At 69.5% G+C, this 20,365-nt stretch carries 20 protein-coding genes, 1 tRNA gene and 1 riboswitch; of the genes, 14 read left to right on the forward strand and 7 right to left on the reverse strand.

The window, feature by feature from the left end:
* The first annotated feature begins 157 nt into the window (after positions 1-157).
* From ABGB10_RS11080 to ABGB10_RS11105, 6 genes are all read left to right on the forward strand, one after another.
* On the forward strand, positions 158-421 hold the full coding sequence (locus ABGB10_RS11080; protein ID WP_124821296.1) for a cell division protein CrgA: 264 nt from the start codon (positions 158-160) through the stop codon (positions 419-421).
* A gap of 208 nt (positions 422-629) precedes the next feature.
* Positions 630-2,828 (forward strand): (Fe-S)-binding protein, encoded by a 2,199-nt coding sequence (locus tag ABGB10_RS11085; RefSeq protein ID WP_347660809.1) that lies wholly within the window; start codon positions 630-632, stop codon positions 2,826-2,828.
* 109 nt (positions 2,829-2,937) lie between these two features.
* The gene (locus tag ABGB10_RS11090; RefSeq protein ID WP_347660764.1) at positions 2,938-4,257 is read left to right on the forward strand and encodes a hemolysin family protein; all 1,320 of its coding nucleotides are present in this window, start codon (positions 2,938-2,940) and stop codon (positions 4,255-4,257) included.
* Positions 4,250-5,251 (forward strand): hemolysin family protein, encoded by a 1,002-nt coding sequence (locus ABGB10_RS11095; protein ID WP_347660765.1) that lies wholly within the window; start codon positions 4,250-4,252, stop codon positions 5,249-5,251. Before ABGB10_RS11090 ends, ABGB10_RS11095 begins: the two co-directional genes overlap by 8 nt.
* Positions 5,252-5,418: 167 nt before the next feature.
* Positions 5,419-6,432, forward strand: coding sequence for an NlpC/P60 family protein (locus ABGB10_RS11100; RefSeq protein ID WP_347660766.1), 1,014 nt, complete (start codon positions 5,419-5,421; stop codon positions 6,430-6,432).
* A gap of 194 nt (positions 6,433-6,626) precedes the next feature.
* Positions 6,627-6,762, forward strand: a riboswitch (cyclic di-AMP (ydaO/yuaA leader).
* A 13-nt stretch (positions 6,763-6,775) separates the two neighbouring features.
* The gene (locus ABGB10_RS11105) at positions 6,776-7,816 is read left to right on the forward strand and encodes an NlpC/P60 family protein (protein ID WP_347660767.1); all 1,041 of its coding nucleotides are present in this window, start codon (positions 6,776-6,778) and stop codon (positions 7,814-7,816) included.
* A gap of 58 nt (positions 7,817-7,874) precedes the next feature.
* Here the strand turns inward: ABGB10_RS11105 and dcd are convergent, their stop codons facing one another.
* Positions 7,875-8,453, reverse strand: a complete 579-nt coding sequence (gene dcd, locus ABGB10_RS11110; protein ID WP_089018323.1) for a dCTP deaminase — start codon at positions 8,451-8,453, stop codon at positions 7,875-7,877.
* Between the two features lie 77 nt (positions 8,454-8,530).
* Between dcd and ABGB10_RS11115 the strand changes: the two genes are divergently transcribed.
* The 3 genes from ABGB10_RS11115 to ABGB10_RS11125 all read left to right on the forward strand — a co-directional run bounded on the left by ABGB10_RS11115 (position 8,531) and on the right by ABGB10_RS11125 (position 9,688).
* Complete coding sequence (locus ABGB10_RS11115) at positions 8,531-9,085, forward strand: pyridoxamine 5'-phosphate oxidase family protein (protein ID WP_347660768.1); 555 nt, start codon at positions 8,531-8,533, stop codon at positions 9,083-9,085.
* 217 nt (positions 9,086-9,302) lie between these two features.
* Positions 9,303-9,376 (forward strand) — tRNA-Gly (locus tag ABGB10_RS11120).
* Positions 9,377-9,472: 96 nt separating this feature from the next.
* Positions 9,473-9,688, forward strand: a complete 216-nt coding sequence (locus ABGB10_RS11125) for a hypothetical protein (RefSeq protein WP_347660769.1) — start codon at positions 9,473-9,475, stop codon at positions 9,686-9,688.
* 23 nt (positions 9,689-9,711) lie between these two features.
* On the opposite strand, the gene ABGB10_RS11130 is transcribed toward ABGB10_RS11125, so the two are convergent.
* Positions 9,712-10,236: a hypothetical protein gene (locus ABGB10_RS11130; RefSeq protein ID WP_347660770.1), complete on the reverse strand. Its 525-nt coding sequence runs from the start codon at positions 10,234-10,236 to the stop codon at positions 9,712-9,714.
* 116 nt (positions 10,237-10,352) lie between these two features.
* Between ABGB10_RS11130 and ABGB10_RS11135 the strand changes: the two genes are divergently transcribed.
* A complete protein-coding gene (locus tag ABGB10_RS11135) occupies positions 10,353-13,490 on the forward strand; it encodes a BTAD domain-containing putative transcriptional regulator (RefSeq protein ID WP_347660771.1) in 3,138 nt (1,045 codons plus the stop codon).
* Here ABGB10_RS11135 and ABGB10_RS11140 read toward each other — a convergent pair.
* Together ABGB10_RS11140 and ABGB10_RS11145 are read right to left on the reverse strand one after the other, a co-directional pair.
* Positions 13,474-14,223 carry an ABC transporter permease gene (locus tag ABGB10_RS11140; RefSeq protein WP_347660772.1) on the reverse strand — a complete coding sequence of 250 codons (750 nt, stop codon included), beginning with the start codon at positions 14,221-14,223 and terminating at the stop codon, positions 13,474-13,476. The genes ABGB10_RS11135 and ABGB10_RS11140 overlap by 17 nt on opposite strands.
* A complete protein-coding gene (locus ABGB10_RS11145) occupies positions 14,220-15,164 on the reverse strand; it encodes an ATP-binding cassette domain-containing protein (RefSeq protein WP_347660773.1) in 945 nt (314 codons plus the stop codon). The genes ABGB10_RS11140 and ABGB10_RS11145 overlap by 4 nt, the downstream gene beginning before the upstream one ends.
* 137 nt (positions 15,165-15,301) lie before the next feature.
* Between ABGB10_RS11145 and ABGB10_RS11150 the strand changes: the two genes are divergently transcribed.
* The 3 genes from ABGB10_RS11150 to ABGB10_RS11160 all read left to right on the forward strand — a co-directional run bounded on the left by ABGB10_RS11150 (position 15,302) and on the right by ABGB10_RS11160 (position 17,227).
* Positions 15,302-15,889 carry an RNA polymerase sigma factor gene (locus ABGB10_RS11150; RefSeq protein WP_347660774.1) on the forward strand — a complete coding sequence of 196 codons (588 nt, stop codon included), beginning with the start codon at positions 15,302-15,304 and terminating at the stop codon, positions 15,887-15,889.
* The gene (locus ABGB10_RS11155) at positions 15,886-16,692 is read left to right on the forward strand and encodes a hypothetical protein (protein ID WP_347660775.1); all 807 of its coding nucleotides are present in this window, start codon (positions 15,886-15,888) and stop codon (positions 16,690-16,692) included. Before ABGB10_RS11150 ends, ABGB10_RS11155 begins: the two co-directional genes overlap by 4 nt.
* A gap of 190 nt (positions 16,693-16,882) precedes the next feature.
* On the forward strand, positions 16,883-17,227 hold the full coding sequence (locus ABGB10_RS11160) for a VOC family protein (RefSeq protein WP_347660776.1): 345 nt from the start codon (positions 16,883-16,885) through the stop codon (positions 17,225-17,227).
* Positions 17,228-17,296: 69 nt separating this feature from the next.
* Here the strand turns inward: ABGB10_RS11160 and ABGB10_RS11165 are convergent, their stop codons facing one another.
* Both ABGB10_RS11165 and ABGB10_RS11170 read right to left on the reverse strand, forming a co-directional pair.
* On the reverse strand, positions 17,297-17,941 hold the full coding sequence (locus ABGB10_RS11165) for a dihydrofolate reductase family protein (RefSeq protein ID WP_347660777.1): 645 nt from the start codon (positions 17,939-17,941) through the stop codon (positions 17,297-17,299).
* A 33-nt stretch (positions 17,942-17,974) separates the two neighbouring features.
* Entirely contained in the window at positions 17,975-18,679 is a 705-nt protein-coding gene (locus tag ABGB10_RS11170) for a dihydrofolate reductase family protein (RefSeq protein ID WP_347660778.1), read from the reverse strand.
* A 345-nt stretch (positions 18,680-19,024) separates the two neighbouring features.
* Between ABGB10_RS11170 and ABGB10_RS11175 the strand changes: the two genes are divergently transcribed.
* Positions 19,025-19,906 (forward strand): LLM class flavin-dependent oxidoreductase, encoded by an 882-nt coding sequence (locus ABGB10_RS11175; RefSeq protein WP_347660779.1) that lies wholly within the window; start codon positions 19,025-19,027, stop codon positions 19,904-19,906.
* 9 nt (positions 19,907-19,915) lie between these two features.
* Here ABGB10_RS11175 and ABGB10_RS11180 read toward each other — a convergent pair whose 3' ends face one another.
* A complete protein-coding gene (locus tag ABGB10_RS11180) occupies positions 19,916-20,347 on the reverse strand; it encodes an ASCH domain-containing protein (RefSeq protein ID WP_347660780.1) in 432 nt (143 codons plus the stop codon).
* Positions 20,348-20,365: the final 18 nt, after the last annotated feature.

Below are 20,365 nucleotides of genomic sequence, written 5' to 3' on the forward strand. Positions count from 1 at the left end.
CGCCTCTTTCGGTCACTCCGTGCACCGGCCTGACCCCATTCGTGGTCCGGGCGGCCAATCGGGACTACGCTAGCTCTCGAACATTATTGGCCATGGACCGTCGCCCCCGCGCCCGGTTGTCAGGCCGGACGAGGTCGTCACCCCTCTGGAGAGCGCCGTGCCCAAGTCTCAGGTCCGTAAGAAGAAGGTGTACACCCCGCCGACGGACGTCCGTCCGACGACGACGGCGTCGTCGCGCAAGCCTAGCCCGGTGTGGTTGCCGGCCACCGCGGTCGCCTTGATCGTCGTCGGGATCGGCTGGCTGGTGCTCTACTACCTGTCCGAGCAGGAGTACCCGGTCATGGCGTGGGGTTACTGGAACCTCGCCGTCGGCTTCGGTGCGATGGTCGCCTCGCTGGCGTTGCTCTCTCGCTGGCGCTGAGCCGGCTCGGCGTCGCCGCACCGGCGCTTTCGCGTCACCTCATCGAGCCCCTGCCCGGCAGGACCGGGTGGGGCCCCCTATGGTGTCCGCAGGCAGCGCGGCCTACTGCGAGATGACTCACGTTACCGCTGGGTAACCTTCGCGTAGGCTGCACTGCATGACCGAGCGCAGCGAGGTCATCAGGCAGCAGACCGGGGAGGCCAACTCGATGGGCAGCGTCCAGATCGTCACCACGATCCTCGCGGCCGCCATCACCGCCGTGGCGGTGTGGCTTGCGGTGCGTGCGGTCCTGAAGATGACGGCCGTCATCCGGCTCGGCCAGCCCGCGCCGGAGCGGTTCACCGACAAGGGCGCCCGCACCAGGACGATGCTGGTGGAGACCGCCGGCCACACCCGGATGCTCAAGTGGGGCGTGGTGGGCGCCGCGCACTGGTTCGTGATGGTCGGCTTCGTCGTGCTGTCGCTGCTGGTGCTCGAGGCGTACTTCGAGGTGGTCACCCCGACCGGCGGGCTGCCGATCATCGGGCACTGGACGGTCTTCGGCCTGGCCACCGAGTGGATCGGGATCCTCGGCCTGGTCGGCATCCTGGTGCTGATGGCGATCCGGCTGCGCAACCGGCCCACCCGGCCGGGGGGTCGCTCCCGGTTCACCGGCTCGACCATGTGGCAGGGCTACTTCGTCGAGTGGATCGTGCTGCTGGTCCTGATCTTCGGGTTCGTGATCCGCGGCTTCAAGGTCGCCACCGACCACTTCGAGTACCCGCTCTGGGCCACCCCGGTCAGCCACGCGGTCGGTGCGATGCTGCCCGACTGGTCGGACGGGGCCAGCGTCGCCGCACTCATCAAGATCGCCATCTCGATGACCTGGCTGATCGTCATCTCTCTGAACGTCACCATGGGCGTCGCCTGGCACCGCTTCCTGGCGTTCCCCAACATCTTCTTCAAGCGCGAGCCGGCCAAGCCCGCCGGCTCCGGCCTCGGCGCGCTGCGCCCGATGACGAGCCAGGGCAAGCCGCTCGACTTCGAGGAGGCCGACCCGGAGAAGGACCAGTTCGGCGTCGCCCACGTCGAGCAGTTCAGCTGGAAGGGCCTCCTGGACTTCAGCACCTGCACCGAGTGCGGTCGCTGCCAGTCGCAGTGCCCGGCCTGGAACACCGGCAAGCCGCTGTCGCCCAAGCTGCTCGTGCTGAGCCTGCGCGACCACGCGTACGCCAAGGCGCCCTACCTGCTCGCCGGTGGCGGCAAGGACCTGACCGGCGAGGAGAAGGCCACCCAGGCCCAGCTCGCCCACCTGGACGTACTGTCGCTGGCCGAGGGCGACAAGCCGTTGATCGGCGATTCCGAGTCCGGTGGCGTCATCGATCCGGACGTGCTCTGGTCCTGCACCACCTGCGGCGCCTGCGTCGAACAGTGCCCGGTGGACATCGAGCACGTGGACCACATCGTCGACATGCGCCGCTACCAGGTGCTGATCGAGTCGAGCTTCCCCTCCGAGGCCGGCGTGATGCTGCGCAACCTGGAGAACAAGGGCAACCCATGGGGTGCCCCGCAGAACACCCGCGAGGACTGGACCAAGGGCTTGGACTTCGAGGTGCCCCGGGTCGGCGAGGTGGACGACTTCGAGTACCTGTTCTGGGTCGGCTGCGCCGGTGCGTTCGAGGACCGGGCCAAGAAGACCACCCGCGCGGTCGCCACGCTGCTCAACGAGGCCGGGGTGAAGTTCGCGATCCTGGGCGAGGGCGAGACCTGCTCCGGCGACCCGGCGCGGCGGATCGGCAACGAGTTCGTCTTCCAGATGCTCGCCCAGCAGAACGTGGAGACGCTGAACGAGGCGTTCGAGGGCCGGGAGAAGGCCAAGCGCAAGATCGTGGCAACCTGCCCGCACTGCTTCAACACGCTGGGCAACGAGTACGGCCAGCTCGGTGGCGAGTTCGAGGTGGTCCACCACACCCAGCTGCTGGCCCACCTGGTCGCCACCGGCAAGCTCACCCCGGTGCAGCCGGTCGACGGCGGTGTCACCTACCACGACCCCTGCTACCTGGGCCGGCACAACCGGATCTTCGCGGCCCCTCGTGAGGTCCTCGGCGACGCCATCGCGGGCGACCTCACCGAGATGCCGCGTAACAGCGAGCGCTCCTTCTGCTGCGGCGCTGGCGGTGCCCGGATGTGGATGGAAGAGAAGATCGGCAAGCGGATCAACGTGGACCGGGTCGAGGAGGCCATGGCCACCGGTGCGAAGACGGTCGCCGTCGGCTGCCCGTTCTGCTCGACCATGCTCAACGACGGGGTCAACGGCAAGGGCGCCGGCGAGCAGGTCGAGGTGATCGACGTGGCGAGCGTGCTGCTCCGTTCGGTCAAGCCGGAGCAGCCGCAGGGCGGCAGGGAGACCGCGCCGATCGGCGGCTGAGACGCGTACACCTGGGATCTGAACATCGACGACGGCGGCCCCTGCGGGCCGCCGTCGTCGTGCAAGAATCTCGCCGAGGTGAGGCGACATCGACGGCCTACTCTGGACGATGCTGTTGCCCCTGGTCGGCTTCGTGGCGCTGACCGCGGGCAACGCGTTCTTCGTCGCGGCCGAGTTCGCCCTGGTCACGGTCGACCGCGCGGAGATCGACCGGCGGGCCGCCGCGGGCGACCAGGCCGCTCTGACGGTACGCACGGCGCTGCGCGAACTCTCCTTCCAGCTCTCCGGCGCGCAGCTCGGCATCACCATCACCGCGCTGCTCACCGGTTACCTGGCCGAACCGGCCCTGGCGCGGATCTTCACCCCGCTGTTGCGCCCGATGGTCGGGGAGAACACCGGGCGGTTCACCCCGTTCCTCGCGTTGGCCCTGGCCACGCTGATCTCCATGCTCTTCGGTGAGTTGGTGCCGAAGAACGCGGCGCTGGCCCGGCCCATGCCGGCGGCACTGGCCACGGCCGGCCCGATGCACGCCTTCTCCCGGGCGTTCGGCTGGCTGATCCGGGGGTTGAACGGCTCGGCGAACCGGCTCGTCCGGGCGCTCGGCGTGGAGCCACAGGAGGAGCTGGCCAGCGCCCGCTCGCCGGAGGAGCTGGGACTGCTGGCGGCCATCTCGGCCCGGGCCGGCGCGTTGCCGTCGGACACCGCGATGCTGCTGCGCCGCACCATCCGGTTCGGCGACAAGCGGGCCGCCGAGGCGATGACCCCCCGGGTGGACGTCGTCGCGCTGCGCGCCACCGCCACCGTGGCCGAGCTGCTGGAGGCGTCCCGACGGACCGGACGGACGCGCTTCCCGGTGTACGAGGAGACCCTCGATCTGGTCACCGGGGTGGCCGGTGTGCCCGACGCGCTGGGCGTGCCGCTGGCCGCCCGGGCGTCGACAATGGTCGCCGCGGTGGCCCGCGAGCCGGTGTACGTGCCGGAGAGCCTCAATCTGGACGGCGTGCTGGCGGCGTTGAAGGCCGCCGCCGCCGACCTGGCCATCGTCGTGGACGAGTACGGCGGCACGGACGGCGTGGTCACCATCGAGGACCTGGTCGAGGAGTTGGTGGGGGAGATCGCCGACGAGTTCGACCCGGCGAGCGTGGACGACCCCGGTACGGCCGAGCTGACCGTGCCCGGCGGTGAGCGCACCGTGCTGGTCGACGGGGTGCTCCGCTCCGACGAGCTGGCCGAGCAGACCGGCTTCCGGCTGCCCGAGGGGCCGTACGAGACGTTGGCCGGGTTCCTGATGGCCCGGCTCGGGCACATCCCGCTGGCCGGTGAGACGGTCGAGGCCGGTGGCTGGGAGTTCACCGTGGTGGAGGTGGAACGGCACCGGATCGAGCAGGTCCGGGTGTTGCGCCCGGCGGAGCCGGACGACGATGACTGAGCTGCTGGTGACCGTGCTGCTGCTGCTCGGCAACGGGTTCTTCGTGGGCAGCGAGTTCGCGCTCATCGCGTCCCGTCGGACGGTGATCGAGCCGTTGGCCGCAGGGTCGAAACGCGCCCGCTGGGCGTTGTCGGCGATGAACCAGATCCCGCTGATGATCGCCGGCGCGCAGCTCGGCATCACGGTCTGCTCGCTGGGGCTGGGCGCGATCGCCGAGCCGGCCCTGGCGCACCTGCTGGAGCCGCCGTTCCACGCGGTCGGGCTGCCCGAGCGTGCGGTACACCCGGTGGCGTTCGTGCTGGCCCTGGGCGTGGTGGTCTTCCTGCACACGGTCGTCGGCGAGATGGTGCCGAAGAACATCACGCTGGCCGGTCCGGAGGTCTCCGCACTCTGGCTCGGCCCGGCGATGCTGGCGTTCTGCGTGGCCACCAAGCCGCTGCTGCTCGCGATGAAGTGGGCAGCCCGCCGGGTGCTCGCGTTCTGGCGCATCGAAGCGTCCGAGGCGGTGAAGACGGTGTTCACCGCCGAGGAGTTGGCCGGGCTCGTCTCCCAGGCGCGTACCGAGGGTCTGCTCGACGAGGAGCAGCACGTGCGGATCACCGGCGCGCTGGCCCTGCACAGCCGAACGGCGGCGGACGCGCTACAACCGTGGTCGACGGTGGTCACGGTGGCCGAGGACGTCTCGCCGGCGTCACTGGAGGTGCTGGCGACGCGGACCGGCCGGTCCCGGTTCCCGGTGGTGCAGCGCTCGACCCGTCGGGTGCTCGGCTTCGTGCACGTCAAGGACGTGCTCGGGTACGCCGGGCAGGGTCGCCGGTCGCCCGTGCCGGCCCGGGTCTACCGGCCGCTGGCGGTGGTGCCGCCGGAGCGTACGCTGGCCGACCTGCTGCTGGCCATGCGCCGCGAGCGGCGGCACATGGTGCTGGTCAGCGACGGTCGGCGCCCTCTCGGTGTGGTCACTCTCGACGATGTATTGACTGCAATCGTTGGATGAATGACCAATACCCTTGGTGTGCAAGCAGTTGCACGACAGTGATGGTTACTTCGCCCGCCTTGATTACCGCTCCGAGCTTCCCTAATGTGAGGCACCGACCGCTGTGGGTCGTCTGCCTCGGCCCTTCCCTCACGCGAGGCGCCCGGCGGTCGGTTGCAAAGGAGTCGGTGCCGGTGGCAACCATGCCCCCTCATCGTCACGACCTGAAAATGTCTGCTCGACCAGGGCGCCTCCGCCGCGGTGCCCATCGCCTGCTCGTCCTGGTCGCCGCCGCCGCAGTCGGCGCCGGTCTGCTCGCCGCGCCGGCGCACGCCGAGCCCACGGTCGACGAGATCGAGGCGCAGATCGACAAGAAGTGGGAGCAGTTGGAGCCCACCATCGAGCAGTACAACAAGGTTCGGGCGCAGCTGAAGGTCAACCGGCAGAAGTCGGCGGACCTGCAGAAGAAGATCGAGCCGCTGGCGTTGCAGAGTGAGCTGGCGCTCAATCGGGTCGGCGACCTCGCGTCCCGCTACTACATCTCCGGCCCGTCGCACGACATCGGCTCGCTGCTGGTCAGCGTCAAGCCGGACACGCTCACCGAGCAGCTCACCGTCCTCGACCGGCTGGCCGCGCAGGAGCGCAAGGAGGTCGAGGGTGTGCTGGCCGTGCGGGCCAAGTACGACGGCGAGAAGCAGAAGCTGGACGCGCTGATCGCCACCCAGACCACGCAGCAGAACGAGCTGGCAGCCAAGAAGAAGCAGATCGACGCGGACATCAAGCAGCTCGAAGCGTCCCTGCCGAAGACGACGGTGAAGACCGCCGGCTGCCCGACCATCAACGGCGTGGTCGCCGCAGCGGCCCAGAAGGCCATCAAGACCGCCTGCCAGCAGGTCGGCGATCCGTACGTGTGGGGTGCCACCGGGCCGAACTCGTTCGACTGCTCGGGCCTGACCCAGTACGCCTACAAGTCGGCCGGGATCAGCCTGACGCACCACACCGGCGCGCAGTGGAACGAGGGCAAGGTGATCTCCCGGGCCGATGCCCGCCCCGGTGACCTGGTCTTCTTCTTCAGCGACCTGCACCATGTCGGTCTCTACCTGGGCAACGACCAGATGGTGCACGCGCCACGCGCCGGCAAACCGGTGCAGGTGGCCAGCATCAACAACATGCCCGTCGCCGGGTTCCGCAGACCCGGCTGATCCACGAGCGTGACGAGGGCCCCCGGTCGGACGACCGGGGGCCCTCTGTCGTCACTGGACCCGTCGGCACCCTCGGTGACCCCGTCCAACCGGTACGGAGTGTCACGGCCGCACGGGTTGCGGATTGGTAACAGGCGTCTCTACTCTGGTCATTTGTCGGCCCGATAGCAGCTCCGCCCAGCCCGGGCGGTAACGGACCGACACCGCCGAGTCGTTTCCGAGCGAACCGGGGACCCAGGTCCCTCGGGGTGAATCCGCAGCCACTGCGGTAGGGCGCCGACTTCCCGCCCGAACCCGTCAGCTAACCCGGTAGGCGGTCAGGAAGAAGGAGTACGGAACCCCGGTGGCACTCCATGCCCCGCGGCCGTCGTCCGAGCGGTCGGCAGCAGCCGGCCCGACGCCGATCGTGCCGCGCCCACGCTGGTCCCGCTTCACCGCCGCTCTCGCCGCACTGGTCGGCGTTGCCGTCGTCCTGACGGGCAGCGCCACTGCGGCCCACGCCGACCCGTCGGTCGCCGAGATCGAGCGCCAGATCGACGAGGACTGGAACAAGCTCGAACCGATCATCGAACGGCACAACGCCACCCGGGCCGACCTCGCCGTCAAGCGCAGGCAGGCGGACGCGCTGGCCACCCGGATCGCCCCGCTCGAACAGCAGGTCGACGCTGCGATGGACAAGGTCAGCGCGCTGGCCGTGCGGGCGTACAAGGGTGAGACCGTCTCGACCGTGAACGCGATGTTGGGCAGCCGGTCACCCAGCGAGGTGGTCAGTCAGCTTGAGATGCTCGACCGGTTCGCGCACAACCAGCAGCAGGACGTACGCGAGGTGGCCGACCTGCGGGACGAGTTGGCCGCGCAGAAGGCGCCGCTGGACGAGATGGTGGCCCAACTGACCCGTACCGAGGCCCAGTTGGCGGCGAAGAAGAAGCAGATCAACGAAGAGATCGACCGGCTGCAGAAGCTGCGCCTCAAGGTGTACGGCAACGGCGGCGGCGGCCCGCTGCGTCCGGCGCCCTGCCCCGGCAGCTATCCCGGCGGCGCTGCGGGCACGGCGGTCAAGTTCGCCTGTGCGCAGATCGGCAAGCCCTACGTGTGGGGCGCCGAGGGCCCGAACTCGTACGACTGCTCCGGGCTGATGCTGGCCGCCTGGGCGAAGGCCGGTGTGTCGTTGCCGCACAACGCCGCCCAGCAGAGCCGCGTCACCAAGGACGTCAGCAGGGCCGACCTGCGCCCCGGCGACCTGGTCTTCTACTACAGCGACATCCACCACGTCGGCATGTACGTCGGCGGCGGCTGGGTGGTGCACGCCTCGCAGGCCGGCCAACCGGTGAAGATGAAGAAGGTCGACGACGGCCCGATCCACAGCTATGGCCGTCCAGGCTGATCGAGAGTGACCGGGGGCCCGTCGCGATCCGTCGCGGCGGGCCCCCGTCGTCATGCGGTCAGCGGGTCGGCCAGGTGCGCCAGTGCTGCCAGGCGCGGCTCGGTGTCGGGCCCCGCTGGCCCTGGTAGCGGGATCCGTAGACCACCGAGCCGTACGGGTGCTCGGCCGGCGAGGAGAGCCGGAAGATGCAGAGCTGCCCGATCTTCATGCCTGGCCAGAGGGTGATCGGCAGGTTCGCCACGTTGGAGAGCTCAAGCGTCACGTGACCGGAGAAGCCCGGGTCGATGAATCCGGCGGTGGAGTGCGTGAGCAACCCGAGCCGGCCCAGGGAGCTCTTGCCTTCCAACCGGCCGGCGAGCTGGTCACCCAGCGAGATGACCTCCAGCGTCGAGGCGAGCACGAACTCCCCCGGGTGCAGCACGAACGGCTCACCGTCGGGCACCTCGACCACCGAGGTGAGGTCGTCCTGCTGCATCGCCGGATCGATGTGGGTGTAGAGGTGGTTGTTGAAGACCCGGAACAGCCGGTCGAGTCGGACGTCGATGCTGGAGGGTTGGACCAGGGTGGGCTCGAACGGCTCCAGGCCCAGCGTGCCGGCCTTGATCTCGGAGACCAGGTCGCGGTCGGAGAGCAGCATCGGACCACCATAGCGAGGCACGCGATGACCAGCGTGTCGAGGTCGCTGATCGTACATTTGTTCGATAGAATGCCTGCATGGCTTCCTGGTCCGATTTCGCCGCCGACGAGCCCCGACTCGCCGACGGGATCCGCGTTCTCCTCCAGCAGTACGGGCCGGGCTTCGGCTATCTGGCCACGGTCCGCGCCGACGGCGGGCCCCGCGTTCATCCGGTCTCCCCGGTCATCACGGACGAGGGTCTGTTCTGCTTCATCATCGACTCTCCGAAACGCCGTGACCTCGAACGAGACGGCCGTTACGCGCTGCACTCGTTCCCTCCGGAGGAGAGCGACGACGAGGCTTACGTGGCGGGGCACGCTCGTCCGGTGACCGATCCGCTCCGGGTCGCGCAACTGGCGCGGAGCGCCCGGGCGGAGCCGCAGGCCGACTGGCGGCTCTTCGAGTTCACCGTCGACGTGGCCATGCTGACCCGCCGCGAGCAGCAGGTCACCGGCGTCCCGGGTGTTGCGCCGGGCCGGCCGGCTGTTCGGGTCTGGCTCGACCCGCACGCCCCGTCGGCGGCGGCGCCACTCTCCGTACCGCAGACGCGCCCGACCCGCCTCAGCCGTGATGTCCAGTGCACGGCCGCCTGACCACGGCCGGAGACGTCGGTGTCGGCTCCCGCGGGACGGAGCCGTCACCCGGGGGACGCCCGCACCGGCCCGCCGCCCCATGATCGACTCGACTTCAATGATGTCGCGGTGTCCCGGCAGCTCGGATGCCCCGACGTCCAGGAAGCCGAGTGGATCAGCAGTGGGCTGGGGAGCCTGGGTGCACAGGCTCGGCGACTCGGGTACAGTGGTGCCGCTTGCGGGTGTAGTTCAATGGCAGAACATCAGCTTCCCAAGCTGACAGTGCGGGTTCGATTCCCGTCACCCGCTCCACAGCGAAGGCCCGGCCAGGAGTTGAATCCTGGCCGGGCCTTCGGTCATGCAGGGTCAGTCGTCGAGCTTCCGGCTATCGGCGGGTTCACGTCCGCGATGACCTGGGCGGAGCTGCTCGCCGCGGCGGCGCTACCGGATGAGCGGCTGACCTGGGCGCAACGGCTCATCCTGATGCTGCCGATGCTGGGTCCGCAGGAGTTGCCCGAGGGCGCCGAGGAGGTTATGCACCGGGCGCTTGGCGGTATCGGCGCGACAAACCGGTCGGCCCTGGTAGAGGGTCTGCTCGATGCCATGGACTGGCGTGTTCACTAGCTGGCGCCCAGCACGGCCCGGCTCTACCTGCTACTTCCGGCGAGGCGGTCGGGGCGGATCACGACGGTGCTGACAGTGCCATTGCCCCACACCGTCGTCTCCAACACCATCCGGCCGTCGAGCGAGGCCATGATGAACTCGGGCACGAAGCGGTCGGTGAACAGACTGGCCAACGAGCTGCCGAGAAGAGGCCCGCCTCCGGTCAGGTTCCACTCGTCGAGCAGGCGGACCCTGACCCAGATGACCACGCTCTCCTCGGCGTCGGCATCCTCGATGCCGGCGCTGAACAGGAACTCCCTCCGGTCGTCGAGCAGCCCGTACTCGGAGGCCATCCGCCACCATGCGGCGTTGACCTTGAGTGAAAGGTCCGGATCGTCGACCCGCACCACTTCCTCTGGGCGGTTGTCGAATCGTCCGTGCTCAGGCAGGCAACTGGCGGCGGACTTCTGGGGTGGCAACGGAAGACGGACCTCGCCGTGCACCCGTTCGACGAACTGCAGGCCAGCCGGGGCCAGATCGGCGGCGATGGCCGCGTCGGTCAGCGACATCAGCGGACGATAGCGGATCGCCCGCATGCGGGGCGTCTTGCGGCCGCCGGTGACCCGCAAGCCCCTGCCGCTTCGGCAACGCGGGCGGCTTTCGCATACATGGCAAGATCTGCCGAGTGCAGGTCGGGTTACTTGGTCCATTCGAGGTTCGCACGGACGACGGCACCGTCACCGACGTGCCGGGTGCGCGGCTACGTGGGCTGTTGACCGCCCTCGCGCTCAGCCCAGGTCACGTGGTCCCGAAGGCGACTCTCGTGGATTGGATCTGGGGTGAGAACCCGCCCACCGAGGCGGCGAACGCCCTGCACCGCCTGGTGTCCCGGCTGCGAAAACTGCTGCCGGAGGGTGCGATCGAGGGGCAGACCGACGGCTACCAGTTGACGGTGGCACCCGACCTCGTCGACGCCGTACGGTTCGAACGCCTCGTCGCTCAGGCGCGCGACGACCAGGGTCCGCAGCGGGTCCGGCGGCTCCGCGAGGCCCTCGCCCTGTGGCGGGGTACGGCCATGCAGGACGTCGGTGTGACCGACAGCGCGGCGTTCGAGGCGGCGGTCACCCGGCTGGAGAGGCTGCGTCTGACCGCCGTGGAGGATCGCTTCGACGTGGAGATCAGCCTCGGGCGCGGTCCGGATTTGGTCGAGGAGTTGACCGACCTGGTGGCCGCGCACCCGGTGCGGGAACGGCTCGTCATGATGTTGATGCGTGCGCTCGCCGCGAGCGGTCGGGACAACGAGGCGCTGCTGGTGTACCAGCGCACGAGCGAGGCCCTGGCCGACGCGTTGGGTGTCGATCCCTCGCCGGAGCTTTCGGCGTTGCACGTCGCGTTGCTGCGCGGTGAGTTGGGCCGGCGGGAGGAGAACCGTAAGACCAACCTCCGGGCCGAGTTGAGCAGCTTCATCGGCAAGGACGACGCTGTCGCCCAGGTGGGTGCGCTCGTCGCCGAACACCGGCTCACGACACTGATCGGCCCGGGCGGCTCGGGGAAGACCCGGCTGGCCACGGAGAGCGCGCGCAGGATGCTCGGCGACCTGCCGGACGGGGTCTGGCTGGTCGAGCTTGCCGCGATCGGCGCCGACGGTGACGTGGTGCAGGCGACGCTCGCCGGGCTCGGGCTTCGCGATGCTCTGCTCGGCGAGGCACCGAGCTTGGAGCTGATCGATCGACTCGTCGCCGCGATCCGTGAGCGGGAGGCGCTGCTGATCCTGGACAACTGCGAGCACGTGATCGAATCGGCGGCGGTGGTCGCCCACCGACTTCTCGGAGAGTGTCGGCGGTTGCGGATCCTGGCTACGAGCAGGGAGCCGCTGGGCATCACCGGTGAGGCGCTGTGGCCGGTCGCGCCGTTGGCCCTGCCGGCCCCCGACGCCGACCCCGCTGAGATCGAATCCTCTCCTGCCGTCCGGTTGCTGCGGGATCGAGCGGACGCGGTGCGCAGGGATCTGGCGGTCGACGCCCACACATCGTCGACGATGGCGCGGGTGTGTCGGGCGCTGGATGGAATGCCGCTGGCGATCGAACTGGCCGCGGCCCGGCTGCGCACCATGTCCGTCGACCAGCTCGCCAGGCGGCTCGACGACCGCTTCCGCCTGCTGACCGGTGGCAGTCGTACCGCGTTGCCCCGGCATCGAACGCTGCGTGCCGTGGTCGACTGGAGTTGGGAGCTGCTGACCGACGCCGAACGAGCGGTCCTACGCCGGCTCTCGGTGTTTTCCGGCGGGGTCAGTCTGGAAGGTGCCGAACGGGTTTGTGCCGACGACGTGGTCGAGCGGGAGGAGATGCTCGAGCTGCTCACCGCGCTCGCCGAGAAGTCACTGCTGATCGCCGAGGGTGACGAGGCCCCGCGCTACCGGATGCTCGGCACGATCAAGGAGTACGCCGCGCAGCGGCTCGCCGAGGCGGGCGAGTCGGATGTCGCGCGCCACGCACACCTGGCCTACTTCACCGACCTCACCGAGACGGCGGAGCCGCACCTTCGCCGCGCGGACCAGGTGAGGTGGCTCGCCACCCTCGAACTCGAACACGACAACATCGGTTCCGCGATGCGCGGCGCGCTCGCCGTCGGCGAGGCGGACGCGGCGATGCGGTTGGCCGCGGGTGCCGGCTGGTACTGGTGGCTCGGCGGCCACCGGACCGAAGGCATGGAGCTGATCACGGCGGCCACCGAGGTGCCGGGCGAGGTGACCGACGAGATCCGGGCCACGGTGTACGCACTTGTCGTGCTCTTCCTGAACTCAGGGCCGGGCGACGAGCGCCAGGCGGCGGAGTGGATCCACAAGGCGTACGAGGTCAGCCAACGCAGTCACGGCAGCCACCCGGGCGTGGCCCTCGTCGTTCCGCTGGAACGCATGCTGCGGGCTCCGGACGCGATCCTGGCCGCGTGGGAGCCACTGCTGGACGACGAGGATCCCTGGGTACGCGCGCTGGCCCGGCTGCAACTCGGCAAGATGCGGATCATTCTCGGCCAGCACGGGCCGGAGGTGGACGGGTACCTCGAGTCGGCGCTCACCGAGTTCCGGGCTCTCGGCGAGCGGTTCGGGATCTCGTTCGCCCTGACCGAGTTGGCGGAGTTGATCGCCATCCGCGGCGAGTTCGCCCGCGCCTGCGGGTACTACGACGAGGCGATCGCGGTCGTGACCGAGGTCGGCACAGTCGAGGACATCATCCGGATGCGCTCGCGACATGCTCAGCTGTACTGGTTGTTGGGCGACGAGGAGTCCAGCGCGTCGGCGCTGGCCGAGGCGCGGCGGCACGCGAGACGGGTCACGTGGCCGGGCGCGCTGGCCGTGTTGGCGCTGTCGCAGGCGGAACTCGCCCGCTGGCGTGGCGATGCCGAGGAGGTGGCCCGGCAGATCGGTGTCGCGGCCGGCCTGTTGCGCGACGAGGCCGAACAGGCGCACATCCGCGTGGTGACTCACGACCTGCTCGGGTACCTCGCCGACGATCTCGACGAGGTCCGCCGGCACCGCTCCTCGGCCTGCGAGGCGGCGGCCGAGACGGGTCACGCACCGGCGATCGCACAGGTGCTCGTCGGAGTCGCGGACCTCGCCCTCCGGCGGGACCAGCACGAGCAGGCCGCGCGGCTGCTCGCCGCGAGCACCTCCGTACGCGGACAGCCGTATCGTTCCCACCCGGACGTCGCCCGGATCGAGCAAGCAGTGCGGCGCCGCCTCGGCGAAGTGAGATTCGCGGAGGCGGCGCTGGAGGGCACTCGGACGAGCTGGAGTGAGTTGGTCGCGGTCACGCTCGCTTCGTGAACGTGGACCGCGCCCACAGGTAGCCGACGAGTGCGATGGCGACGCACCAGGCGAGGGCGGGGATCACGTCACCGGCGGACGGCGTGCCGTTCAGGAATCCGCGCAGGGTCTCGATGATCGGCGTGAAGGGCTGGTATTCCGCGAACTCCCGGAGCCCTGGCCCCATCTTGTCCGCCGGCACGATCGCGCTACTGAAGAACGGCAGCATGACCAGCGGTACGGAGGCCAACCCGGCCGTCTCCGGCGACTTCGCCGACAGGCCCAGCGCGACGGTGAGCCAGCCTGCGGCGAAGCCGAGCAGCACGATGATGCCGATCGCGCCGAGCCAGCCGAGGAAGGTCGCCGATGGGCTGAATCCGAGCAGGAACGCCACCCCGACGAGGGCCGCGATGGCGACGAGGTTGGTCAGCACGCTGGCGACGACGTGACCGGTCAGCACCGCGCCACGGGAGACGTGCATGACTTTGAACCGGTTGATGATGCCCTTCGTCATGTCGGAGTTCACCGCGGTCGCGGTGGCACCCAGCCCGTAGCAGACAGCCAGCAGCATCAGGCCGGGAGTCGCGTAGTCGATGTAGTCGACACCGACGTTGAAGGCGTCGCCGAACATGTACACGAACATCAGCATGATCACGATCGGCATCAGCACCGCGTTGAACACCGAGGTCGGGTTGCGGGCGATGTGCTTGAAGTTGCGACGCAACATGACGATCGAGTGGGACTTGGCGCTCATTTCGCGGATACCTCCTGGGTGCGGTTGCCCGTCAGGGCGAGGAAGACGTCATCGAGGTCCGGCGTCTGCACGGAGAACCCCTCGGCACTGATCGCGTACTCGTCGAGCCGGTCCAGCAGGGCGCGCAGCGAGGCCGTCCCGCCGTCGCTCGGCACCCGCAGGGCGAGTGCCTCGTCGTCGCGCCTGGAGTCGCTGAGCACCCGGGCGGCCGCGTCGAGTTCCGCGACGGTGGCGAACCGGAGCCGGACATGTGTGCCGGGGATCTGGCGCTTGAGCTCGTCGGGCGTGCCCTGGGCGACCAGGCGACCCTGGTCGAGTACGGCGATCCGGTCGGCGAGCTGGTCGGCCTCCTCGAGGTACTGCGTGGTGAGGAAGATCGTCACCCCGTCGGCCACCAGGTCCCGGATGATCGACCACATCGTGCGTCGGCTGCGCGGGTCCAGGCCCGTCGTGGGCTCGTCGAGGAAGATGATCCGCGGGTCACCGACGAGGGTCATCGCCAGATCCAGCTTGCGGCGCATCCCTCCGGAGTAGGTCGACACCGGCTTCTGCGCCGACTCCGCAAGGTCGAACCGTTCCAGCAGCTCCGTGACGATCCGCTTGCCGTCCCTGCCCGGTACCGGGCTGAGGTCCACCATCAGCTGGAGGTTCTCCCGACCGGTCAGCAACTCGTCCACGGCCGCGAACTGGCCGGTGACCCCGATCGCCGCGCGGACGGCCTTGGCCTGTGTAGCGGCGTCGTGTCCGGCGACGCGTACGGTCCCCCCGTCGGCTTTCACCAGCGTGGTCAACACGTTCACCGTCGTCGTCTTGCCGGCCCCGTTCGGGCCGAGTAGGGAGAAGATCGTGCCTGCTGGGACGTCCAGGTCGATGCCGTCGAGCACGACCTTGTCCTTGTAGGCCTTCCGCAGTCCGGAGACCGCAATCGCTGAACTCGTCATGCGGTCTACCATCGGCGGCCGATCTGTCATCCCCCTGACGCGGCTCTGACACGGCCTCTGACACGGTGCCTCGCCTCGTCCCGCCCCGACTTCGAGCAGGACTGCAACACATTCGCCCCGACCGGCAATAGTCAGGTGTGACGAGCCAGATACAACCGTCTGACCAAGATCTGTGGTCGAGCATCGCAGCCGGTGACGAGGTCGCCTTCGGCCGGCTCTTCGACAGGTATGCCCGGGCGGTCTACAACCACGTGTTCCGGCTCACCGGCTCTTGGACACTCGCTGAAGACGTCACGCAGGCCACCTTCCTGGTGGCGTGGCGTAGGCGCGGCGAGGCGGCGGTCCTGGTGGACGGGTTGGCGCTGCCGTGGCTGCTTGTGGTCGCCACCAATACGACGCGCACCGAGTGGCGCTCAGCCCGCCGGTGGTTGACAGCCCTGCGGAGGTTGCCACCGGAGCGGGAGGCGGACGCGGACCCGGCCAGCGACATAGTCGCGCGGCTCGACGACGAACGGCAGATGACCAGGATTCTGGCGGTGGTCCGCCGATTACCTCGCGCGGAGCGGGAGGCGGTGGCCCTGTGTCTGTGGTCCGGCGTGCCGTACGGCGAGGCGGCGACGGTCCTCGGTATCAGCGAAGGCGCGCTCCGCTCGCGCGTGAGTCGCGCACGGGCTCGGCTGGCACGGATGGTTACTGACGGCAACAAGCAGGAGGATGAGCGATGAAGGACATTCTCGACACGCCTGCCGAGCGTGATCTGCCGCCAGGCAGAGCGGCGCGAATGCGAGCGGACCTGATGACGTCGGTCCGCCGGCCTCGGCGTCGCCGTGCGGTACGACTCGGGGTCGCCACGATGGCGACGGCTGCGGCGGTGGTGGCCGGTGTGGCGATGGTGCCGAACGGCGACGAGGTGCGGCACCTGGCGATGGGTTCGGGTGAACTGTCACCGACGCTGCACCGAGCGGTGGAGCAGTGCCTGGAGTGGAACGCGCAGATGGAGCGCATTCCGCTGTCCATCGACGATTTGGCCGTGGCCGCCGAGCAGGACCACCACGGCGTGGCGCTGTTCATGACGGATACCGGATATTTCACCTGCGAGGTCTCGATGCCGCCGCACAAGGAGATCAGCGGTGGTGCCACCGGTGAACGCGACTGGCCGCAACGGGACTGGTTGCCTGGCCCGATCCAGCGTCTCCTGCTCATGTCGACCGAAGCCGAAGGGGGCGACGTCGCGGTGACCGGCCGGGTCAGCGCCCGGGTGCAAAGGCTGGTTCTGGAACACGGCGACGGGCAGACGACCACGGCGCGGTTGACCAACGGGGTGTTCGGCCTGCTCACCGATGACGCCAACGTCGTCACCAAAGACGCCGAGTTGGTCGGCTATGACACCAACGGAGTTGAGATCGACCGCCGACCGCTGTTCCGTCCGTCGGACGAGTTCGATCACTGTTACGTGGACTCCTCCGGCACCCTCGTCTACGGCCAGCCGGGCGCCGACTGTCGACCCGCCGAGCCCTGGGGGCGATAGGTGAGCCCGGTGAACGCCCGCGTCTTTGTCGGGCGTTCACCGGGCTCAGCAGGTCGATCTCATCGCGCCGGCGGTAGTTCCGGTGAGGTGACGACATCCGCTGGGATCGACCGTGGTGGTTCCCGCTGGCATCGGCGCCGGCTAGTGTCCGGCTCGGAGGTGGTCCGTGTTCACCGAAGCCTTTCCGATCGTGACGACACCTGACCTGCCGCGACTGATCGCGTTCTACCGGGACGTGGTCGGCTTCGAGCTGACCTACCAGTTCCCCGAGGACGGCGACCCGGAGTTCGTCGCACTCCGACTGGGCAACAGCGAGCTGGGCCTGGCCGCCGATCCGGAGGCTGGCGACCCGGCCGAATCGCACCGCTGGGCGCTGTGCGTCTACGCCGACGACTGTGACGTCGCGGTGCACGCCCTGCGCTCGGGCGGTGCCACGGTCATCGAGGAGCCGGTCGACCAGCCGTGGGGGGAACGGTCCGCCCGGGTTGCGGACCCCGACGGCAACCAGATGCTGGTGCTGTCCCGCCTGCCCTAGGCAGTCACCGATCTTGGACAGTTTCGTTCGGGCGTGACGGAAACTGTCCAAGATCTGCGACCCGCGCGGTCATCGTCGCCAGAACAGGAGATGGGTGATCCCGCTGGGGCTGGGCACCGATTCCAGGTGGAAGCGGTCGAGGAGTTCGTCGGGGCTGTCCCACAACCGCTCACCCCGATCGAGGTCGACGGGCGCGACGGCGATGTGCATCGTGTCGACCAGGTCGGCCTCGAGGAACTCGCGGATGGTGGCGACCCCACCACCGAGGCGTACGTCCCGGCCGTCGGCTGCCTCCTTCGCCTGGGCCAGTGCCTCGCCCGGGCCGGCGTCGAGGAAGTGGAACGTGGTGTCGGCCAGGGTGAACGACGGACGTACGTGGTGGGTGAGCACGAAGACCGGCGTGTGGAACGGCGGGTTGTCCCCCCACCAGCCCTGCCAGTCATGGTTCTCCCACGGGCCACGCTGGGGGCCGAACTTGTTGCGACCCATGATCTCCGCGCCGATGTTGCACTCGGCGTCGCGGGTCAGGTAGTCGTCCAGGCCCCGGGTGCCGCCGGGTTCGGTGCGATACACGAAGCTGGCGGTGGCGGCCCGCCAGGAGAACAGCGGGGCGGGGTCGGCGTGGCCGAAGGGCCGTTCCAGGCTCTGCCCCTCTCCGGTGCCGAACCCGTCCCGCGAAACGTTGAAGCACTGCACCCGCAACAGTTGCGGCATTTCGTCTCCTCCTGGGTCGAACGGGTCGGTGCTTCAGTTCGTGGTCACCGTCGGGCCGCCGCCCCTGCCCCGATCGTCGAGCACCAGCGGGGCACGACCGTTCACGGCGTACCGGATGTGGGTGACCTGTGGTGTGTGGATGACGCGGGTCGGCGTCAGCTCGATCGCCTCCTTGTCGGGGAGGTCGAGGTCCGCGTCGAACAGCCGCAGGCCGCTGCCGAGCACGACCGGTACGACGTGCAGCTCCAACTCGTCGAGCAGACCCGCCTTGAGGACCTGCCGCACCAGGCTGCCGCCTCCGGCCACCGCGACGTTCTTGTCACCGGCCACGGCACGGGCCTGCTCGACGGCGCTGGCCACCCCGTCCGTGACGAAGGTGAAACTGGTGCCTCCCTGCCGCAGCAGACGCTCGCGGGGACGGTGGGTGACGACGAAGACCGGTGCGCGGAACGGTGGCTCGTCACCCCAGGGCACCTCACCACCGTCGGCCATCCGGCGTCCCATCACGTACGCGCCGGCCGCCTCGAAAGTTTCGGCGATCACCGTGGAATTGGTGTCGTGCTCTCCGCCGGCGAAGCCCTGTCGTTCACGCCAGGCCATCCCGTCGGTCACCCAGCGGGTGACCCGGAAGAACCCGGCGCTCTCGGCCGAGTCCATCCAGTCGCCGTCGCCGTCGAACCGTGGGCCGGCATAGAACCCGTCGGCGGACACCGACAGCTGCGCGGTCACCTTCGTCATCTCGTCTGGTTCCTCTCGTCTTACGACACCTGCCCAGGTGCCGCTCGCCGAGGGGTCGGAGCCGATCGGGACGACCCTACCGGGATGGAGTGTGACCTGTGTCACCTGCCGGCTTGACCAGCGCACCCGGGGCAACTCCTCCGGGCGGGGCCTCCAGTCGCGATAGGGCGCGAGCGCCACGCGCCAGGCGATCACCGTGAAGACGTAGAGACCCGGGCCGACCCCGGCAGGTTACGGCCCCGCGAACGCGGTGGAACGACTACTTCCAGTCGGTGATCGCCGCCTCGATGGCGGCACGTTAGCGGGAACCCCGCCCCGGTGGTGCCCCGGTCTAGGCTGGCGATCATGCGGATTGGCATCGTGATCCTGCCGGACCAGCGGTGGGCGGAGTCGCAGCGTCGGTGGCGGCAGGTCGAAGAGTGGGGGTTCGACCACGCCTGGACGTACGACCATCTGGGCTGGCGGGACCTGGTCGACGGCCCGTGGTTCGACTCGATGGGCACGTTGACCGCCGCCGCGACGGTCACCTCCCGGATCCGGCTGGGCACCCTCGTGGCGTCGCCGAACTTCCGGCACCCGGCCGCGTTCGCCCGGCAGATCACCACGGTGGACGACGTCTCCGACGGTCGGTTGCTGCTCGGCCTGGGGGCGGGTGGCATCGGCTTCGACTCGGCCGTTCTGGGCGGTGAGACCCTGCCGCCGCGTCAGCGCGTCGACCGGTTCGCCGAGTTCGCCGAGCTGCTCGATCTGATCCTGCGCGAGGACGGTACGACCTGGCGCGGTGACTGGTTCGCCGCGGTGGATGCCCGCAACAATCCCGGCTGTGTGCAGCAGCCCCGGGTGCCCTTCGTGGTGGCCGCCAACGGGCCGCGGTCGATGCGGCTGGTGACCCGGTTCGGCCAGGGTTGGGTGACCACCGGCACCGGTGACGACAACGACCTGGAGAGCTGGTGGGGCAGCGTGTCGGCGTTGTCGGCGCGGATGGACCGCTCGCTGGACGAGGCCGGCCGCGATCCGGCCACCCTGGACCGTTATCTCTCGCTGGACTCCGCGCCGGTGTTCTCGCTCAGCAGCGCGCAGTTCTTCGCCGACCAGGTCGGCCGGGCTGCCGACCTGGGCTTCACCGACGTGGTGACGCACTGGCCGCGGACCAGCAGCTGGTACGAGGGCGACGAGAACGTGCTGGCGGACGTGGCGACCCGACTGCTGCCGGAGCTGCGCGGCTGAGGGCGTCCGTCAGGTGCCCAGGTCGCCGCCGGCCACGCCGCCCTCGCCGCCGGAGACCAGTCGCAGGCGTAGGCAGACGATCGGGCTGTCACCGTCGACCGGTGTGCCGAGCCGCGCCCAGTAGGCCGAGTGCCCGGCCCGCCACTCCTCGATCGACCGGTCCCCCTCGCCCTCGGCCCGGGCGAACTCCCATGGCACGTCGGCGAAACGGACCACCTCGACTCCGGTGATCTCCACGACGCCGGCCAGCGCGTCGTCGTCGTCGACCAGGGCCAGCCGTTCCCCGACCTGCTCCAACTCCTCGCCCTCCTCCGCGTACTCGGCGAGCCGGCCGGCCGTCGCGGTCTTCACGCCGGCCAGCACGAGGGTGTTGAGAGTCGCCCGCAGTTCGCCGGGGGTGCCGAGGGCGAGGGTGCGCAGGTCACCGATCCGAGGCCACATCCTGCCGAGGCTAGGCCA

It is taken from the genome of Micromonospora sp. B9E7, from assembly GCF_039871815.1.
Lineage (GTDB): Bacteria > Actinomycetota > Actinomycetes > Mycobacteriales > Micromonosporaceae > Micromonospora.